General features: G+C 39.7%; 13 protein-coding genes. 8 read left to right on the top strand and 5 right to left on the bottom strand.

All coding sequences use genetic code 11. The features are described 5' to 3' along the window. Nucleotides 1–23 precede the first annotated feature (23 nt). Nucleotides 24–833: an exodeoxyribonuclease III gene (gene xthA, locus AC0UA9_RS01305; protein WP_475655910.1), complete on the bottom strand. Its 810-nt coding sequence runs from the start codon at nt 831–833 to the stop codon at nt 24–26. Nucleotides 834–1,060: 227 nt separating this feature from the next. Here xthA and AC0UA9_RS01300 point away from each other — a divergent pair, with 227 nt between their 5' ends. Next, nucleotides 1,061–1,642, top strand: a complete 582-nt coding sequence (locus AC0UA9_RS01300; RefSeq protein ID WP_475655908.1) for a VC2046/SO_2500 family protein — start codon at nt 1,061–1,063, stop codon at nt 1,640–1,642. 95 nt (nt 1,643–1,737) lie between these two features. Here AC0UA9_RS01300 and AC0UA9_RS01295 read toward each other — a convergent pair whose 3' ends face one another. After that, on the bottom strand, nt 1,738–2,343 hold the full coding sequence (locus tag AC0UA9_RS01295) for a YchJ family protein (protein WP_475655906.1): 606 nt from the start codon (nt 2,341–2,343) through the stop codon (nt 1,738–1,740). Nucleotides 2,344–2,575: 232 nt separating this feature from the next. On the opposite strand from AC0UA9_RS01295, the gene AC0UA9_RS01290 reads away from it, so the two are divergent. After that, a complete protein-coding gene (locus AC0UA9_RS01290; RefSeq protein ID WP_475655904.1) occupies nt 2,576–5,047 on the top strand; it encodes a S9 family peptidase in 2,472 nt (823 codons plus the stop codon). A gap of 102 nt (nt 5,048–5,149) precedes the next feature. Here the strand turns inward: AC0UA9_RS01290 and rrtA are convergent, their stop codons facing one another. After that, complete coding sequence (gene rrtA, locus AC0UA9_RS01285) at nt 5,150–5,773, bottom strand: rhombosortase (RefSeq protein WP_475655900.1); 624 nt, start codon at nt 5,771–5,773, stop codon at nt 5,150–5,152. A 97-nt stretch (nt 5,774–5,870) separates the two neighbouring features. Between rrtA and AC0UA9_RS01280 the strand changes: the two genes are divergently transcribed. From AC0UA9_RS01280 to AC0UA9_RS01260, 5 genes are all read left to right on the top strand, one after another. After that, entirely contained in the window at nt 5,871–6,569 is a 699-nt protein-coding gene (locus AC0UA9_RS01280) for a tRNA-uridine aminocarboxypropyltransferase (protein WP_475655896.1), read from the top strand. 63 nt (nt 6,570–6,632) lie between these two features. Continuing rightward, nucleotides 6,633–8,402 (top strand): gamma-glutamyltransferase, encoded by a 1,770-nt coding sequence (gene ggt, locus AC0UA9_RS01275; RefSeq protein WP_475655892.1) that lies wholly within the window; start codon nt 6,633–6,635, stop codon nt 8,400–8,402. 144 nt (nt 8,403–8,546) lie between these two features. Next, the gene (locus AC0UA9_RS01270; protein WP_475655890.1) at nt 8,547–10,166 is read left to right on the top strand and encodes a methyl-accepting chemotaxis protein; all 1,620 of its coding nucleotides are present in this window, start codon (nt 8,547–8,549) and stop codon (nt 10,164–10,166) included. A 247-nt stretch (nt 10,167–10,413) separates the two neighbouring features. Further along, on the top strand, nt 10,414–11,166 hold the full coding sequence (locus AC0UA9_RS01265) for a PEP-CTERM sorting domain-containing protein (protein ID WP_475655887.1): 753 nt from the start codon (nt 10,414–10,416) through the stop codon (nt 11,164–11,166). Between the two features lie 249 nt (nt 11,167–11,415). Beyond that, nucleotides 11,416–11,901 (top strand): low molecular weight protein-tyrosine-phosphatase, encoded by a 486-nt coding sequence (locus AC0UA9_RS01260; protein ID WP_475655885.1) that lies wholly within the window; start codon nt 11,416–11,418, stop codon nt 11,899–11,901. A 168-nt stretch (nt 11,902–12,069) separates the two neighbouring features. Here the strand turns inward: AC0UA9_RS01260 and AC0UA9_RS01255 are convergent, their stop codons facing one another. Both AC0UA9_RS01255 and ppsR read right to left on the bottom strand, forming a co-directional pair. Further along, complete coding sequence (locus tag AC0UA9_RS01255; RefSeq protein ID WP_475655883.1) at nt 12,070–13,125, bottom strand: 3-deoxy-7-phosphoheptulonate synthase; 1,056 nt, start codon at nt 13,123–13,125, stop codon at nt 12,070–12,072. Between the two features lie 166 nt (nt 13,126–13,291). Further along, nucleotides 13,292–14,101, bottom strand: a complete 810-nt coding sequence (ppsR, locus tag AC0UA9_RS01250) for a posphoenolpyruvate synthetase regulatory kinase/phosphorylase PpsR (protein ID WP_475655882.1) — start codon at nt 14,099–14,101, stop codon at nt 13,292–13,294. Between the two features lie 166 nt (nt 14,102–14,267). On the opposite strand from ppsR, the gene ppsA reads away from it, so the two are divergent. Then, nucleotides 14,268–16,670, top strand: a complete 2,403-nt coding sequence (gene ppsA / locus AC0UA9_RS01245; RefSeq protein WP_475655881.1) for a phosphoenolpyruvate synthase — start codon at nt 14,268–14,270, stop codon at nt 16,668–16,670. Nucleotides 16,671–16,850 lie beyond the last annotated feature (180 nt).

The following is a 16,850-nucleotide window of genomic DNA, read 5'->3' as shown; positions in this document are numbered from 1 at the left end:
AAGACGATTAAAACTTAATTTGCTTAGCGATTAAAGGTAGACCAAATAGGGGCATGATCAGACGGTTTTTCTATACCGCGTAATTCATAATCAATATCTGACTCAATACATTGCTCACTTAAGTTTTTTGTTGCCAAAATAACATCAATACGTAAACCACGATTGTCATCAAAACCACGCGAGCGATAGTCGAACCAAGAGTATTTTTCACCAAGTGTTGGATGAAGGTGACGGAAAGTATCAACAAAACCCCAATCCATCAAGGTAGCTAACCATTCACGCTCTTCTAATTGAAATGAACACTTACCTGACTTTAACCAACGTTTACGATTAACTTCACCAATACCAATGTCTAAATCCTGCGGTGAAATATTAATATCGCCCATTACAATAATGTGTTCATCTTTTGTGTGATGTTCATTAAGGTAGGTCATTAAATCTTGATAAAATTTTCGTTTATAAGGGAATTTTGTTGCATGGTTAATGTTTTCTCCTTGCGGAAAATAGCCATTTAATACGGTAATTTTTTCGCCCTTATTATTGGTTGTTTCAACCATAATCATGCGGCGTTGTGCTTCGTCATCGTCAGTAGGAAAACCTTTTTGTACTTTAGTTGGTGCTTTTTTACAAAGCATCGCCACACCATAATGGGCTTTTTGTCCGTGAAAGTATACGTGGTAACCCATGGCCTCAACGGCCTCTAGTGGGAATACTTCATCGTGCACTTTAATTTCTTGTAAACCGATAATGTCAGGTTGGTGTTTATCAATAATAGCTTGTAATTGATGCAGACGCGCGCGCAGGCCGTTAATGTTAAAAGAGATAATTTTCATAAAGCAGACTCAAAAAAAATTTGTTGATAATGCTAACAGAAAGCCTTTGCAAAAACCTCTTTATTGCCTTTTAAACGATTAATAATTGCATTGTTAGGGCATTATTTATCAATTTTTTATCACTATATTTAATTTTATTAAAAAGACGCAAATTATCGCTAAAGTTTTAACTTCTTAGGTCGATACGGTTTATAGCACCGTAAAAAACTAACTAAGAGAATAATCCAGTGGCGGTAAATGTAAAAGATGACACAGTTAACAATAACTCAGTAACAGCTACCCCTTTGTTGCATGAATTGCAGTTAGGCGAGCAGTTAAATGAATGTGTGCATCAAGCAAGACGCTCAGATTTTTCGTTAATGTTAGCAATGCTGTGTGACGACGTTAGAGAGCAAAGCCAGTTTATCCTTCCTAAAACGTCGCCTATTGATGGTACCTCAACAGATCTTGCGCACGTTAATAATCAAACGTTAAGAAAGCATTTTGACCTACCAGAAGAAGCGCCATTAGCGTTAAAAAACATTGCACAAGTTAGTCGCTATAACCAAGGGCAGCTAGTGGCAGACAACAACTTAGCAGCACTTCATTTAGCCAACGCCATGACACCTAACCCTATTGCTTTTCGCGATGATAAAAAGCATATCGCGCATAATATTTTAACTAATACCCAAGTAATATGCCAAATAAAGCACGCACAAGGTAATGAGGATGACGTTATTAACAAACCGTTGAACATGAATGTTGACGGCTGGTTGAAAGCAGTACAAAAATCGCTTGTTGAGTCTAGCTTAGTGTCTGTTGCCGCCTAATATACAGTTAACTGTATACTGCCTTGGCACCTCTAAATTAACGTGGAAAATCAGGGAGTGGCTAACAGTATTACTCGCCTTTATGCATGGTCATTTTATGCACCGCAACAGTGTTTAAATTTTTTACCTTTTTTAGTAGACCAAGTAAAAGTATACTGGTTACATGGGCATATATCTTTTTGCTTTATTGTTGCAAGGGCGCGGTGCTCCATAATATCGCCGTCAAGGTAGCGCCATTGTAGTGGCTGTATTGTTGTATCATTGTTACTTTGAAGGCTGGTTAACAATGCAGGCTCAACAATAAAACGCGAATTTTCCTTTAGCTCATACAAGGTGTTGTCGGTTACATAAAAAGCTGAAAACTTCACAAATTGCTCCGTTAGCTCCGGCTGAGTTATATCACCCTTGGTTAAATCGGTATTGTTATGTGAATGAATGTGAAGGGCAATCCATGAGCAAGAATCAGCCCACTCCTTAATTTCTTTAACTGACTGTTCGCCTTGGCTTTTATTTGCGTAAGTGTCATATACATACTGGCTATTACCAACAGCATAGGCGCTAAAACGTGAGCGCATTAATTGTTCAGGTGTGCTAGGGAATATTGGCGATATCGCATTATCCGGTTCAATAAAGCTTTGGCAGCAATGAGCAAAACTTTTCCCTGAACCGCAGTAGCATGGTTTATTGTTTAACTTAGGCATTGATAATATACGCGCAAAGGTGAACTTTAATGATGGCGTATCTTAACATAAAGACGCTTAACGTGAAAATTCTACAACTGGCGGCATTCCCTTACACTTTTAGTAAAAACTCACCTACACTATTACCAGCACCATATTGAATAATATTAATTTGGTGAGTATAACTACTCGCTTAAAATACAATGTATAACCATTAATGCCCTGTATTCTTCTCCAATTAAGAGATATATTTATGAAATTAACCTTAATAGCAGCCGTGCTAAGTGTTTCTTTAGTTGCTTGTGTTAGCACAAATGATACAACACAAGCGAGCGCTGCTTCAGTCAAGCCGTCAAGTACTGTTTTATCACCTAATGCGAGCACAAAAACATTAGCTAATGCTAATCTAACCATTACCTTAGAACAGATAATGGCCGACCCTGACTGGATTGGTCGCGCACCAGAGTCTTGGTATTGGGGTGATGACAGTAATACAATTTATTATCAGCAAAAGCAGTTAGGTAACCCATTACGAGACTTATGGGTGCAAAACTTAGCGAGCAATACACAAGCGCAGCAAGTTAGTTTGTCACAATTGCATCGCGCTGCGGATCGTAATGCAAAACGTAATAACGCCAACAACCTTGAAATCTATACGTATAAAGGCAATGTTTTTGTTAAAGACCTTAAAAGCAACACGGTAAAGCAAATCACGCATACTTCAGCCCACGAACGTGACCCATTATTTTTAACAAATAACAGCATAGCTTATCGCGTTAATAATGTTTTTTATGCTCACAACTTAGCGAGTGGCCAAGTAGTTGAATTGGCTAATTTACAAATGGCAGACCAGCCAAGCGGCATTAAAACGCCAACAAGTTACCTCGCTAAAGAGCAGCATAAGCTGATCAGCTACATAGCATTAGAGCAACGTAACGATGAGTTAAAAGAACAACAAAAAGAAAAGTTAGCAAAGCAAAACAAAACGATTACAAACACAACATATTACTTTGGTGAAGGCAACAAAGTGAGCTATGCAAGCTTATCGCCCGCAGGTGATAAATTGTTTGTCAGTATTACAGCCGCGACACCCAGCCGTGATGACACTGATATTATGCCCAATTATGTTACCCAAGACGGTACTATTGCGGCTGAGAAAGTGCGGGCACGTGTGGCTAACAATCGTCAATATAAAGAAGAATTATTTTTTATAGATTTGAAAACAAGTAAAAAAGTAGCCTTAAGTTATAAAACACTCCCCAGTTTTGATACCGATGTGCTTGCGGCGGTAAAGAAAGAAAATTACGCGCGCAAAGGTAAGCAGTATAAAAGCAAGCGCAAAGCACGAAATATTCACCTATTACAAATGTCAAACCCAGTAAAATGGAATAAAGACGGTAGCCAAGTAGCTATCATGCTAGAAGCTTGGGACAACAAAACACGTTGGTTAACCACCATTGATTTTGACAATGAAGCCTTAGTAAACCAACATAAGCTGCATGATGACGCATGGATCAATTGGCGCTTTAATGAATTTGGTTGGTTAGGCCATAACGCGCTGTATTATTTGTCTGAAGAAACTGGTTATTCGCATCTTTACCATAAAAACATAAATAACAGTAAAACGGTGCAACTCACGTCAGGAAAATTTGAAGTAAGCGATGTGACCTTAACACAAGATCAGCAGCGCTTTATTTTTAAAAGCAATCAAAAGCATCCAGGGATCTATGAAATATATCAAGTTGATTTGGCAAAACAGCTAACAGCATTAACAGATCTTGGCGGAAAAAATGAATATGCGCTCAGCCCTGATGAGTCAAAACTACTCATTGAGCATTCTAGCTTAACGATGCCACCAGAGCTTTATGTGCAATCGCTTAAGGAAAAAAAACCTGCTAAGCAAGTAACACACACAGTATCTGAGCAGTTTAAAGCCTTGCCGTGGGTCGCGCCAAATATTGTTGCTGTCCCTTCTAGCAACCAAAGCGAGCCGATTTATTCACGAGTTTATTTACCTGAAAACTACGATACTAACGGAGAAAAAAATCGAGCGGTGATGTTCACCCATGGCGCAGGGTATTTGCAAAACTCGCACTTAGGTTGGTCTGGGTACTTTCGTGAGTTTATGTTCCATTCTTTGTTAGTGCAACAAGGGTACGTGGTTATTGATATGGACTATCGTGCATCAGCAGGGTATGGCCGTGACTGGCGCACCAGTATTTATCGCCACATGGGCAAAGTTGAAGTTGAAGACATGCGTGACGGCGTTGAGTGGATGGTTGAACATGCCAATGTTGACCCTAAACGTGTTGGTACCTATGGTGGCTCTTACGGTGGATTTTTAACGTTAATGTCGATGTTTACTGACCCAACCTTGTTTGAGTCAGGCTCAGCGATCCGTTTAGTGTCAGATTGGGCATATTACAATCACGGCTATACGTCTAACATATTAAATACCCCTGCAGATGATCCTATTGCGTATGAACGCAGTTCACCGATATATTTTGCGCAAGGACTAGAAAAACCCTTATTAATTAATGCACCCATGGTAGACGACAACGTGTTCTTTGAAGATACCGTGCGTTTAGTACAGCGTTTAATTGAGCTAGAAAAACAAGACTTTGAAACGGCTATTTACCCAGTTGAGCCACATGGTTTTGTCCAACCAAGTTCATGGTTAAATGAGTACCGCCGTATTTATAAGTTGTTTGAAAACACCTTGTAGTTGTAAATTGAGTTAGCGGATATTTATTCGCGCTTCGATTTATAAAAAAAGCAACCATGGACGGTTGCTGGTAGCTTATTACAAAGGTTAATGTGCTAGTTTTTAGGTATTCTCAGTGGCAGACCTTAACCGCCAACCAACAATACAATAAAGCATCGTAAACAATAAACCGCCCAACGCTCCCCATAAATGGGCATCTATGGCGACATTGGCCGCGATTAAATTACTTACCTCAGCACTGGCACCATAGCGTTGTTCGTGGGCTATTTTTAGCCAAACGCCAATAAAAAGTAAATAACCTGTTTTATCTTTAGCGTTAATATCCCTTATTGCACCAAAAACAAATATGCCATGTAGCACGCCAGATAAACCGACATATTGCGTTAGTGACGGGTCAAAATAAAAAATCCCCACGCTAGTACTAATGGCGCAAAAGAAAAAGAGAGCACAATAGTTTTTAATCGTGTAAAAGTGGCCATGCAATGCCCATAATAAAATAAGCGCGGCCACATTAAGTACTAAATGAAAGCCGTTGGTATGTAAAAAGTGCCCGGTAAATAAGCGCCATATTTCACCGAGAACTATTTTTTCTCTTTGATAGACAAAAAGTTGGCTAAAGCTTTCAGCCAAAAAATACTCCGCTATAAAAGCAAATACTGACAGCAATAAAATGATTAAAACGCTTAATGAGTGTTGTTTAGTAAGGGGGAAAGAGCTTAATTTCATTTATATTGTTGCTTTAGGCTGAACTAATTAACACAGGAGTATACAATGTCATCATATTAATTTTAAGATTATTGAACACTTTTCTTTTATGGTAGCTATGGCTAGAAATTTATGCGGGCAGTGCCAACGGCCAAGTAACGCTTGTATTTGCGCTTTTATCACTCACACTCACAATAAAACCCCCGTGTTAGTGTTACAACACCCCAAAGAAGTTAAGCAAAGTAAAGGAACTGTTGCTTTGTTGCAACGTTCACTAACCGCTTGTCAGGTATTTATTGGCGAAGACTTTTCAAAACATACCGCGCTTAACCACATGCTAGCGACACATCACCCCCTATTACTTTACCCAGGTGACGATGCAAAAGTACTTTGTTTACCTAATAACCCAGGTGAAACTAACGCGCCTAGTATAGAAATAAACATCATAAAACAAAAGCCACTATTATTAATTATTCTCGATGGTACGTGGAAAAAAGCTTATCGCATGTTGATGTTATCAAAAAACTTACAGGCATTAACCCAGGTGTGCTTACCTGAAATACTTGCTAATAGCGGGCAATATTTAATTCGTAAAGTAGCCAAAAAAAATGCCTTATCGAGTTTAGAGGCTACTTGCTATGCATTAGCCTTGTTAGAAGGAGAATTAACAATAGAAAAGCAGGGGGCAGGGGCGTTAGAATACCCCGTTGCTGATATAGCAGCACTAGAGCATCAAACATTCAATAGCGGTCGTTACCAACCGATGCTAAATCAGTTTTCCCTATTTAATCAATTTCAGTTATCTTTTAGACCGTAATTATTCAATACTCAAATAGTAACTATTGAAACTGTTTTCATATAAACCAAAAGCGTGCCTTAAATGTCTATCAAAAAATTATTTACCTTATCTACTGCAAGTTTGCTTATCATCAGTAATAACATTTTTGCAATAACACCAGACCCAATAAAAGCAAAAAGAGAAATCAGAGAGCCTGAGGGCGCAACAGGTTTTGTTACTAAAAAAGCCGTTCATGCCAATAAATTTATGGTAGTAGCTGCTAACCCTTATGCCAGCAAAGCAGGTGTGACTATGTTAGAGCAAGGTGGCAGTGCTGTGGATGCTGCCATTGCAGTACAATTAATGTTAACCCTTGTTGAGCCACAATCTTCCGGCATTGGCGGCGGTGCATTTATGCTGCATTGGGATAATCATAACAAAAGCATGACAAGTTTTGACGGGCGAGAAACCGCGCCATCGGCAGCGAGCAGTGACCTTTTTCTAGACTCACAAGGTAAACCACTCAAGTGGGCCGATGCCGTTGTTGGCGGCCGCTCAGTAGGAGTACCTGGGGTATTGGCTGCTTTAAAAAAGGCACACGATAAGTATGGCAAACTACCTTGGGCAAGCTTATTTACCCCAGCGATCACCCTGGCTGAAAAAGGATTTGTCGTTTCTCCCCGTTTAGAAAAACTGCTCAGTATGAATTTTAACCCCGGTTTGCATACATTACCAGACATTAATCAATATTTTTTCCCTGGCGGAAAATCAGTAAAAACAGGGGACATACTGGTTAATAAAAAATTGGCCAAGGTCTTTAAAAGCATTGCTAAAGAAGGGGTTGATGTTTTTTACCAAGGTTGGATCGGTAAAAAAATAGTAGAGAAAGTACAAAACTCGGCTATTGCCCCTGGGTTATTGTCAATGAAGGACATGGCTGGCTACCAAGCAAAAGAGCGCGCACCAGTTTGCGGCAATTACCATGACTATACTATTTGTGGTATGGCACCCCCTAGCTCAGGCGGCATAGCCGTTATTCAAATACTAGCGCAATTAGAAAGATTTAAATTAGCGCAATACCAACCCGACAGCGTGATTGCTGCTCACCTATTTACCCAAAGCTCTCGGCTCGCTTTTGCCGATAGAAACCGTTATATCGCAGACAGTGACTTTGTTAATGTACCTGTTCCAGGCTTGCTTGCGCAAGATTACTTAGCCAAGCGCTCTGCCTTAATTAACCCTAATAAAGATATGGGCAAAGCCTTGCCTGGTGTGCCTAGTGGCGCACTCGCGTTGGTAGATGATACGGCAATCGAGCGGCCATCAACCACGCATTTTAGTATTGTTGATACACAAGGAAATGCTGTATCAATGACCAGCAGCATAGAAAATGGCTTCGGCTCAGCGTTAATGGTAGAAGGCTTCATTTTAAATAACCAATTAACTGATTTTTCATTAGCCCCTAAACAGAATGGCCAGTGGGTGGCAAACCGTGTCGCGGCCAATAAGCGACCTAGAAGCTCTATGGCACCGACCATGGTGTTTAACAAAGATAACACGTTAAAATTATTGGTTGGCTCACCGGGCGGTAGCCGCATTATTAATTATGTAGCACAAACTATTATTGGCATACTCGATTGGCAGTTAGACCCACAAACAGCCGTTAATCTAGCAAATATTACCAATAGAAACGGAATAACCACCCTAGAAAAAAGCGATAACGCTGGCGCTGTAAAGTTATTGTTAGAAAAAATGGGGCATAAGGTGCAAGTACGTGACTTAAATAGTGGTGTGCATATTATCGAAATAACCCAAGCAGGGTATGTTGGCGGCGCTGATCCCCGCAGAGAAGGGGTAGCACTCGGGCAGTAATTATGATTGACAAAGCCCTCGAATGTCTCTTAAATAAGTCTAGCTTAATAAATCACTGTTTATTAAGAAGCTTAGCGTTTATTGGGTCGGTTGGTTACTGCATCTATTATATAAAATAGTAGGTAGTATAAAGAGGTGTATTTTATGGGCTTAAAAGCAAAAATTATTACGTTTGTGGCGGTATTGTTTTTCTCTCTAGTGGGCATTGCTTTGTTAGGCCTGCAGGTACTTAGTAAAGCAAGTGAAGATGATAATATTGCGCGTATTAATCAATTAATGAAGTCGACAGTTAATATTGTTGAAGAATTTGAACAACTTGTTGTCGACGGTAAGTTAACGCAAGAGCAAGCGCAAGCTTTCGCCATTGAGATGTTAAGAGAAAATAAATACCATGACTCTGAATACGTTTATGTTGTTGATAATAAATTAAACTTTGTTGCAACCCCACATGATCCACAACTCCATGGTACCAGTTTTAATGACTTTAAAGATGCCAGTGGCCAAAGTGTTGGGCAAATGGTAAAAAAATTAGTGGGTGATAAAACCAAGCAAATAATCACATACCATTGGGACTCAGAACGCGAAGGGAGCGTTGTTGACCTAACATCAGTTGTACAAAAAACACCACATTGGGGCTGGTATATAGGGACCGGCATTAGTTATGCAGAAGCGAATGCGCGTTACTGGTCTGCTGCTAAATGGTCACTATCAATTTCAATTATTATTGCCGTTATTCTAGCGTTTGCTTTAGCGCGTTTTGGTTTGTCACTAAACTTTGCTTTAGGTGCTGAAGTGAATGATGTACGTGAAGCAGTAATTAGAGTATCGCGTGGTAACCTAAAGCAAAATAAGAGATTTATTAATGCAAACGATGACAGCGTTGTCGGAGCAGTAAATTATATGCAAAAAGAGCTACAAGGCGTAGTTCAAGGTATAAAGCGTGTGACCGATAATTTATATAATCAAACCGATGCGGCTAAAGTAAGGTCAGCAGACTTAGACAATTTAGCCAAAACAATGCGTGATGAAACGCAAATCGTTGCCGCAGCCGTGACCGAATTAACGGCTTCTGCTAATGCCGTCGCTGAAAATGCCAAACACGCAGCACACTCTGTTGTAGAGGCTGAGAAACAAGGAAAACAAGCTAACTTATTGACTCAAGAAGCTTCTAAATCTGTTGTGTTACTTGAAAGCCAAATTGATAATGCTGGGGCTAATATTCAAATTCTTGATGATGAAGTGAGTAATATCGCTAATGTTTTGGCTGTTATTCAGGGTATTGCAGAGCAAACTAACTTACTGGCATTAAATGCTGCAATTGAGGCAGCGAGAGCGGGTGACCAGGGCCGAGGTTTTGCCGTAGTTGCCGATGAGGTGCGCCAACTAGCGCAACGTACTCAGGCAAGCACTGAAGAGATTCATCAAATGATCTCTAAATTACAAAATGCGACAAAAGAGGCTAAATCTTCGGTGACGCAAAGTATCGCAACCAGTGAAGAAACCGTGATTAAATCCAAACAAGTTTCAGCGGAATTAGTCAATATCGCTCACTCACTTGAAGGCATTTCACAAATGAGCCATCAAATATCTATTGCCGCGGTAGAGCAATTAGCAGCGGGTGAAGATACCGCTATGCGTATTACTAATATTTCAGACACCTCAGACAATACTTTAGCGGTATCACACGAGGTACAAGAATCATCAGTACAGATACAGGAGTTAACAAACAACCTAGAAGTTGAAATAGCTAAATTTAAACTTTAATTGTCTGTAGTGCGCAGTGTTTGCTTGCTGGTTAGTGCTCAAGTAAACACGCAGCTACTCAGTGGCTGACTTCACCGTTCAAAGCACAAAATAAAGTGTCTAATATTTTTACAGCTAAAGTTAGTGTAATGAGTTGTTAACGGTGTATTAACAGTTTTTATCATATAATCAAGGTGTTTTGCTTGCTTGTAATGCTTGCACATTCCTTGCATCAGTAGCCTTGAACTTTAAACTGAGGTGTTAAATTATGAATAAAAGCAAAGTTAAAATATCGACATGGTTAATAACGTGTTCATCATTTATGCTGTTCTGCGTTAATGCAGCTATAATTGAGGTTACCCCAACCACAGTGGATTGGATAGCCGCAGATGCTAATAGCGCCATTACCAATACCGTTGCTTATAATGGTAATGGCTCATTAGAATTACATGGTGATCGTACGCGATTTTTTGGTTTAGGTAATCCATTTTCACCAACGAGTAATATTGGCCTACTTGCCGACTTGGTTGACTTCACCTTCGACTGGTCTATTGCAACAAGCAGTGTATCTGCTTTACATTCAGATTATACCCCTGCATTAAGGTTACACATTTGGGATGGCTCGCAACGTAGCGAATTAATTTGGGAAGGCGCTTACAATGGCACTTATGGCGTTACGGCGCGCGACACTTGGTATAGCACTAATTTTTCAGATAATTTCTGGCAATACCAAACAAATATAGGTGTTACAGCGCAATATAATTACGGTATTAGTGATTGGCAGCAGCAGTACTCTAGCCAAGCTTATATTAGTGCTATCAGTGTTGGCGTTGGCTCGTCGGTGGGTAACGACTATGTCGCCTTTAGTGATAAGGTAACTATTGGCTTTGCCAATCAAGACAGCCGTACTTTTAATTTTGAAGTTGACGCTGTCACTGTGCCCGAGCCCACAAGCTTAGCATTATTAGGTTTAGCAATATTGGTATTTTTTATGCGAGCATTTCAGCAAAGCAAAGTATAAAACAAGCTAAATAAAGAAGAAAACTGTAGTAGGGGTAACACGAAAGTAGTGTAGAGTGCAAAAACCAAGGTACTTTGGTTTTTGCAGCGCTAGCTAACTTGATGCGCTGTTATCATCAGTTAGTTAGCCAAATAATACTGTTGAATATTATAGCCAATGTAACATTGAATATTCCCTAACAAAAAATTACAATCTGTTGGTTTAATTAGGGTACAAACACTGATAAATTAACAAAAAATGGAAGGAAAGATGACTGTTAACGAATTGAACTTAAAGGGAATTAAAAGCGTACTTTTTGTCTGTATGGGTAACATTTGCCGCTCACCAAGTGCTGAAGCCGTTTTTAGGCATAAAGCAAAAGCTAAGGGGGTGTCGTTGAAAATAGACTCTGCAGGCACAGTAGGAGCACATGTTAGAGAAAAACCAGATCATCGATCGCAAAAAGTGGCTGTTGCACGAGGTTATTCGTTTGACGGTATCAAAGCACGAAAAGTTACCGTGCAAGACTTTGATGATTTTGATCTAATATTAGCGATGGACAACAGCAATCTTGCCGATTTACATGCTCTTGCACCGAAACACTTACAATACAAAGCACAGCTTTTTTTAAATTTTGCAAAAAATCATGAAGAAAGTGAAGTACCTGACCCATACTACGGTGGCGCTAATGGCTTTCGTTTTGTGCTCGACTTAGTCGAAGACGCAAGTGATGGCTTATTATCGCAACTAAAATAGCAGTGCTGTTTAAGTTAGCTTGAACAAATAATAGCCAGGCTAACTCTACTTATAAAATAAGAGGTTGTTGGCAGTAACTTTGTAAGTAAAACAAACCTAGGTAGCAACTTCCTTACCGCTACTGCTTGTTGCATACATTCTGTTTCGATCAACAGGAAAACTAAAAAACTAGGCGTTAAACCGGTGTTTTACTGCATCAGCCAGTAAAGCTAATATTGCTTCACTCTCAGGTAAATCAACACAAGCGTCAGTGATACTTTTACCATAAATAAGCGGTACACCGTCTTTAACTGCCTGATTGCCTGACTCAATAAAGCTTTCAACCATAACACCAAAAATGCTGTTTTCCCCCTGTTTTATTTGCCTTGCCAGTGATCGGGCAACATCAATTTGTTTGGTATGATCTTTGTAACTATTACCGTGGCTACAGTCAACCATAATGTTTTTATTCAGCTTTGCTTGCGCTAATTGCTCTGTTGTTTCTTTAATATCAGGGTGATGGTAGTTAGGTACTTTGCCACCCCGTAAAATAACATGAGCAAAAGGGTTGCCGTCAGTACGATAAATACACATTTGGCCACTTTTATCAGGCGAATAAAGTACATGTGATGCACTAGCCGCTTTAATGGCGTCTAAGGCAATTTTAATATTCCCATCAGTACCATTTTTAAAACCAACCGGACAAGAAAGTGCTGACGCTAACTCTCTATGCACTTGGCTTTCTGTAGTGCGAGCGCCAATGGCGCCCCAACTGATTAGATCAGAAATATACTGACCGGTCACCATATCTAAAAACTCGGTACCAGCCGGTAAGCCCATTTCATTGATATCAACTAATAATTGTCTGGCAAGGTTAAGGCCTTTGGCAACTTTAAATGATTTGTCTAAATCAGGATCACTAATTAAGCCTTTCCAACCAACGGTGGTACGAGGCTTTTCAAAATAGACACGCATTACAATCAATAACTCATTGCTGTATTTAACACGCAATTTTTTTAACTGCTGGGCATAGTCGATAGCCGCTTGGGTATCATGAATTGAACAGGGACCTATAATAACGAGTAAACGTTTATCTTCACCGCTGATAACCGCTTCAATTTCTTGTCGGCTTTTTATAATAAAATCAGCGGTAGTTTTATTAAGCGGAATTTGTTTTGCTAGTTCGCTCGGAGACACTAAGTTGTCAATTAAACTTGTGCGTAATTCATCTGTTTTTATGGTCATGTAGGTTATTTATGTTGCGTTATGCGCTTTGTGTAGCTTGAAAAGTACAACAGTACGCATAAAGTAAATTATGCTCGCTAACATAGCGAATTTACGGCAAAAAGTGAACTGTTTTACTAGCACCAACTAGGATTAATTTCCTCTAATTCTAGCGAAAAAAACACAATTAGTACTTATATCTTTGCAAACCTGCTTCATTCATTATTTTGGCAGCAATTTCTTCTACGGATAATTTGGTCGTATTAATAAAGGGGATCTTTTCTTTTTTATACAGTTTCTCTACTTCACGTACTTCCATCTTGCATTGTCTTGCTGATGCATATTTAGAATTAGACATTCTGCCTTCGCGAATATCTACTAGCCTTTGCCCATCAATCGTTAAACCAAACAGCTTTTTTTTATGCGGCTTTAAAAAGCTGGGAATGCGCAGTTCGTCCATATCATCATCGGTGAAAGGGTAGTTTGCCGTTTTAATACCATACTGCAGCGCTAAATAAAGCGAACTTGGCGTTTTGCCAGACCGAGAAACGCCAACTAATATAACATCAGCATCTTCATAATTGGTAATATTTGAACCATCATCATTAGCTAAAGCATAATTAACAGCCTCTATTCGGTAATCATAACTTTGCTCTTGAATACTATGAGTTCTGTGAGCTTTAGGTTTAGCTTTCATTTTTAACTTTTTCTCTAATGGCTCAACAAAGTGCTCTAAAAAGTTAAAAGTAATGCCATCACAGCTATCAATTATTGCGCGAATATCGTTATTAACAAAAGTATGAAAAACTAAGGCAGGTTCTTCAAAACGAGCACAGGCTTTGTTTATTGTTACTTTAGCTTCTTGGGCTTTTTCAATTGTTTCTACAAAAGAGATAGTTTGATGCTCAAACTTCGTCGGGAATAAGGAAAGTAAAGCATGACCAAACACTTCAGAGGTAATGGCAGTGCCATCAGAAATATAAAAAGCGGTACGCATAGTGGATCCTTTTGTAAGTTAAATGACATTGGCTGTGAAAGTTTTCGTACTAATTTTCATTTTGTCTTTTAATTTGAATAGTTGGCAGTGTAGAATGTCCTCAACTATAAATATAGTGTTACCTTTGAAAGCTTTTATCTTTTTGTCGATTTAACGGAGAATTGTTGTGCAGGAAAATGTACTTTGGTATGAAAACTTAGGAATGGGTGATGTCGACCGCGTTGGTGGTAAAAATGCATCGCTTGGAGAAATGATTTCAAATTTGGCTAATGTAGGGGTACAAGTACCTACAGGCTTTGCTACAACATCTTTTGCTTTTAATGAGTTTTTAGAGCAAAGCGGTATTAATGAAAAAATATACCAATTGCTTGATACACTTGACGTTGACGACCTTGATGCCTTAGCAAACTGTGGTGAAACCATTCGTCAATGGATAATCGACACGCCATTTCTGCCCCAAATGCAACAAGACATTGAACAAGCTTACACCAAATTAGCCGCTGACTTTATCAATGATAAAGGCACAGACGATGCCTCTTTTGCTGTGCGCTCATCAGCAACGGCAGAAGACATGCCAGATGCCTCTTTTGCCGGACAACAAGAAACTTTTTTAAATGTACGTGGCTTAGACGCCGTGATGATCGCCATTAAACATGTTTTCGCATCACTTTTTAATGACCGAGCAATTTCATATCGTGTCCATCAAGGTTATGACCACCGTGGTGTTGCGTTATCTGCCGGTATACAGCGCATGGTACGTAGTGATATTTCATCTTCAGGTGTCATGTTCTCAATTGACACCGAATCAGGCTTTGAAGAGGTTGTTTTTATCACCTCCAGTTTTGGTTTGGGTGAAATGGTCGTACAGGGCGCAGTTAACCCTGACGAATTCTACGTACATAAGCCGACTTTAGCCAAAGGAAAACCTGCGGTTATACGCCGTAATATTGGCAGTAAAGCTATTAAAATGGTGTATAACGCTAACACACAAGAAAACCAAGCACATGGCAAGCAAGTTGACATTGTTGATATAGATGCAAAAGACGCAAACCGCTTTTCATTAACCGACGACGAAGTGCAAGAGCTTGCTAAACAGGCCGTGATCATTGAAAAACATTATGGCCGTCCTATGGACATTGAATGGGCTAAAGATGGCATAGACAACAAACTTTATATTGTTCAAGCGCGCCCTGAAACCGTAAAAAGTCGCGAAAGTACCAATGTAATGGAACAATTTCAGTTACAAACTAATGCAACTGTTATTTGTGAAGGTCGCTCTATTGGCCATAAAATAGGCAATGGTGAAGCCAAAGTGTTAGCGTCGCTTGCCGAAATGGATAAAATTTTACCCGGTGATGTACTGGTAACTGATATGACAGATCCTGATTGGGAGCCTATCATGAAACGAGCTTCTGCTATTGTTACTAACCGTGGCGGAAGAACTTGTCATGCAGCGATAATTGCGCGTGAAATGGGGATTCCAGCCGTCGTAGGCTGTGGTAATGCGACTCAGCTCATTGCGACTGGCGATGATATTACCGTCTCTTGTGCTGAAGGTGATACTGGTTTTATTTATCAAGGCAAACTGGCGTATACCGTTACCACCTCTGAAATTGATGCAATGCCCGAGCTACCCCTAAAAATCATGATGAATGTTGGTAACCCAGACAGAGCGTTTGCCTTCGCTAAATTACCGCATTCAGGTGTTGGTTTAGCGCGTTTAGAGTTTATCATCAATAAAATGATTGGCATTCACCCGAAAGCATTGCTTAATTTTGATAAACAGTCTGCTGACTTGCAAGATGAAATCAACGATATTATTACCGGTTATGACAGCCCAGTGGAGTTTTATATCGCCAAGCTAACTGAAGGTATTTCAACCTTAGCTGCCGCTTATTCGCCCGAAAAAGTGATAGTGCGTATGTCTGACTTTAAATCTAATGAGTATGCAAACTTGGTGGGCGGAGAAGAATACGAGCCCGATGAAGAAAACCCGATGATCGGCTACCGCGGCGCCGCACGGTATATTTCAAAAGATTTCCGTGATTGCTTTGCCCTTGAATGTGAAGCAATAAAACGTGTTAGAAACACCATGGACTTAACTAACGTTGAAGTGATGATCCCCTTTGTTCGTACGCTAGAAGAGGCCGCTGCCGTGATTGATATTCTAGCTGAGCATGGTCTAAAGCGTGGTGAAAATGGTTTACGCATTATTATGATGTGTGAATTACCTTCAAACGCTTTACTTGCTGATCAATTTTTAGATTATTTTGACGGCTTTTCTATTGGCTCAAATGATTTAACGCAATTAACACTGGGTTTAGACAGAGACTCAGGCTTAATTTCGCATTTATTTGACGAACGTAACCCAGCGATCAAAATGTTATTGTCTATGGCAATTAGTGCCTGTAAAAAACGCGGTAAATATGTTGGAATATGTGGGCAAGGGCCGTCTGATCACGAAGACTTTGCCGCATGGTTAGTAGAGCAGGGGATAGATAGTGTTTCGCTAAATCCTGATACGGTATTACCTACCTGGTTATACCTTGCAGAAAAACAAGCAAAATAAATTAACGTAACTGACTTCACTCGTCATTGTTCCTCAAACATTACCCTCAAACTTTACCAAGTAAAGCATCACTAGTTAATTAGTGGTGCTTTTTTACTGACCTTAGAAACGTTAGCGTGCTCATTGCAAAGACTAAGACGATACCATAGAAAAAATCAAATAAAGATGATGAAAAGAGGC

The sequence above is a fragment of the Colwellia sp. F1 genome (assembly GCF_056238625.1).
This window is presented reverse-complemented; position numbering and strand designations above follow the sequence as displayed.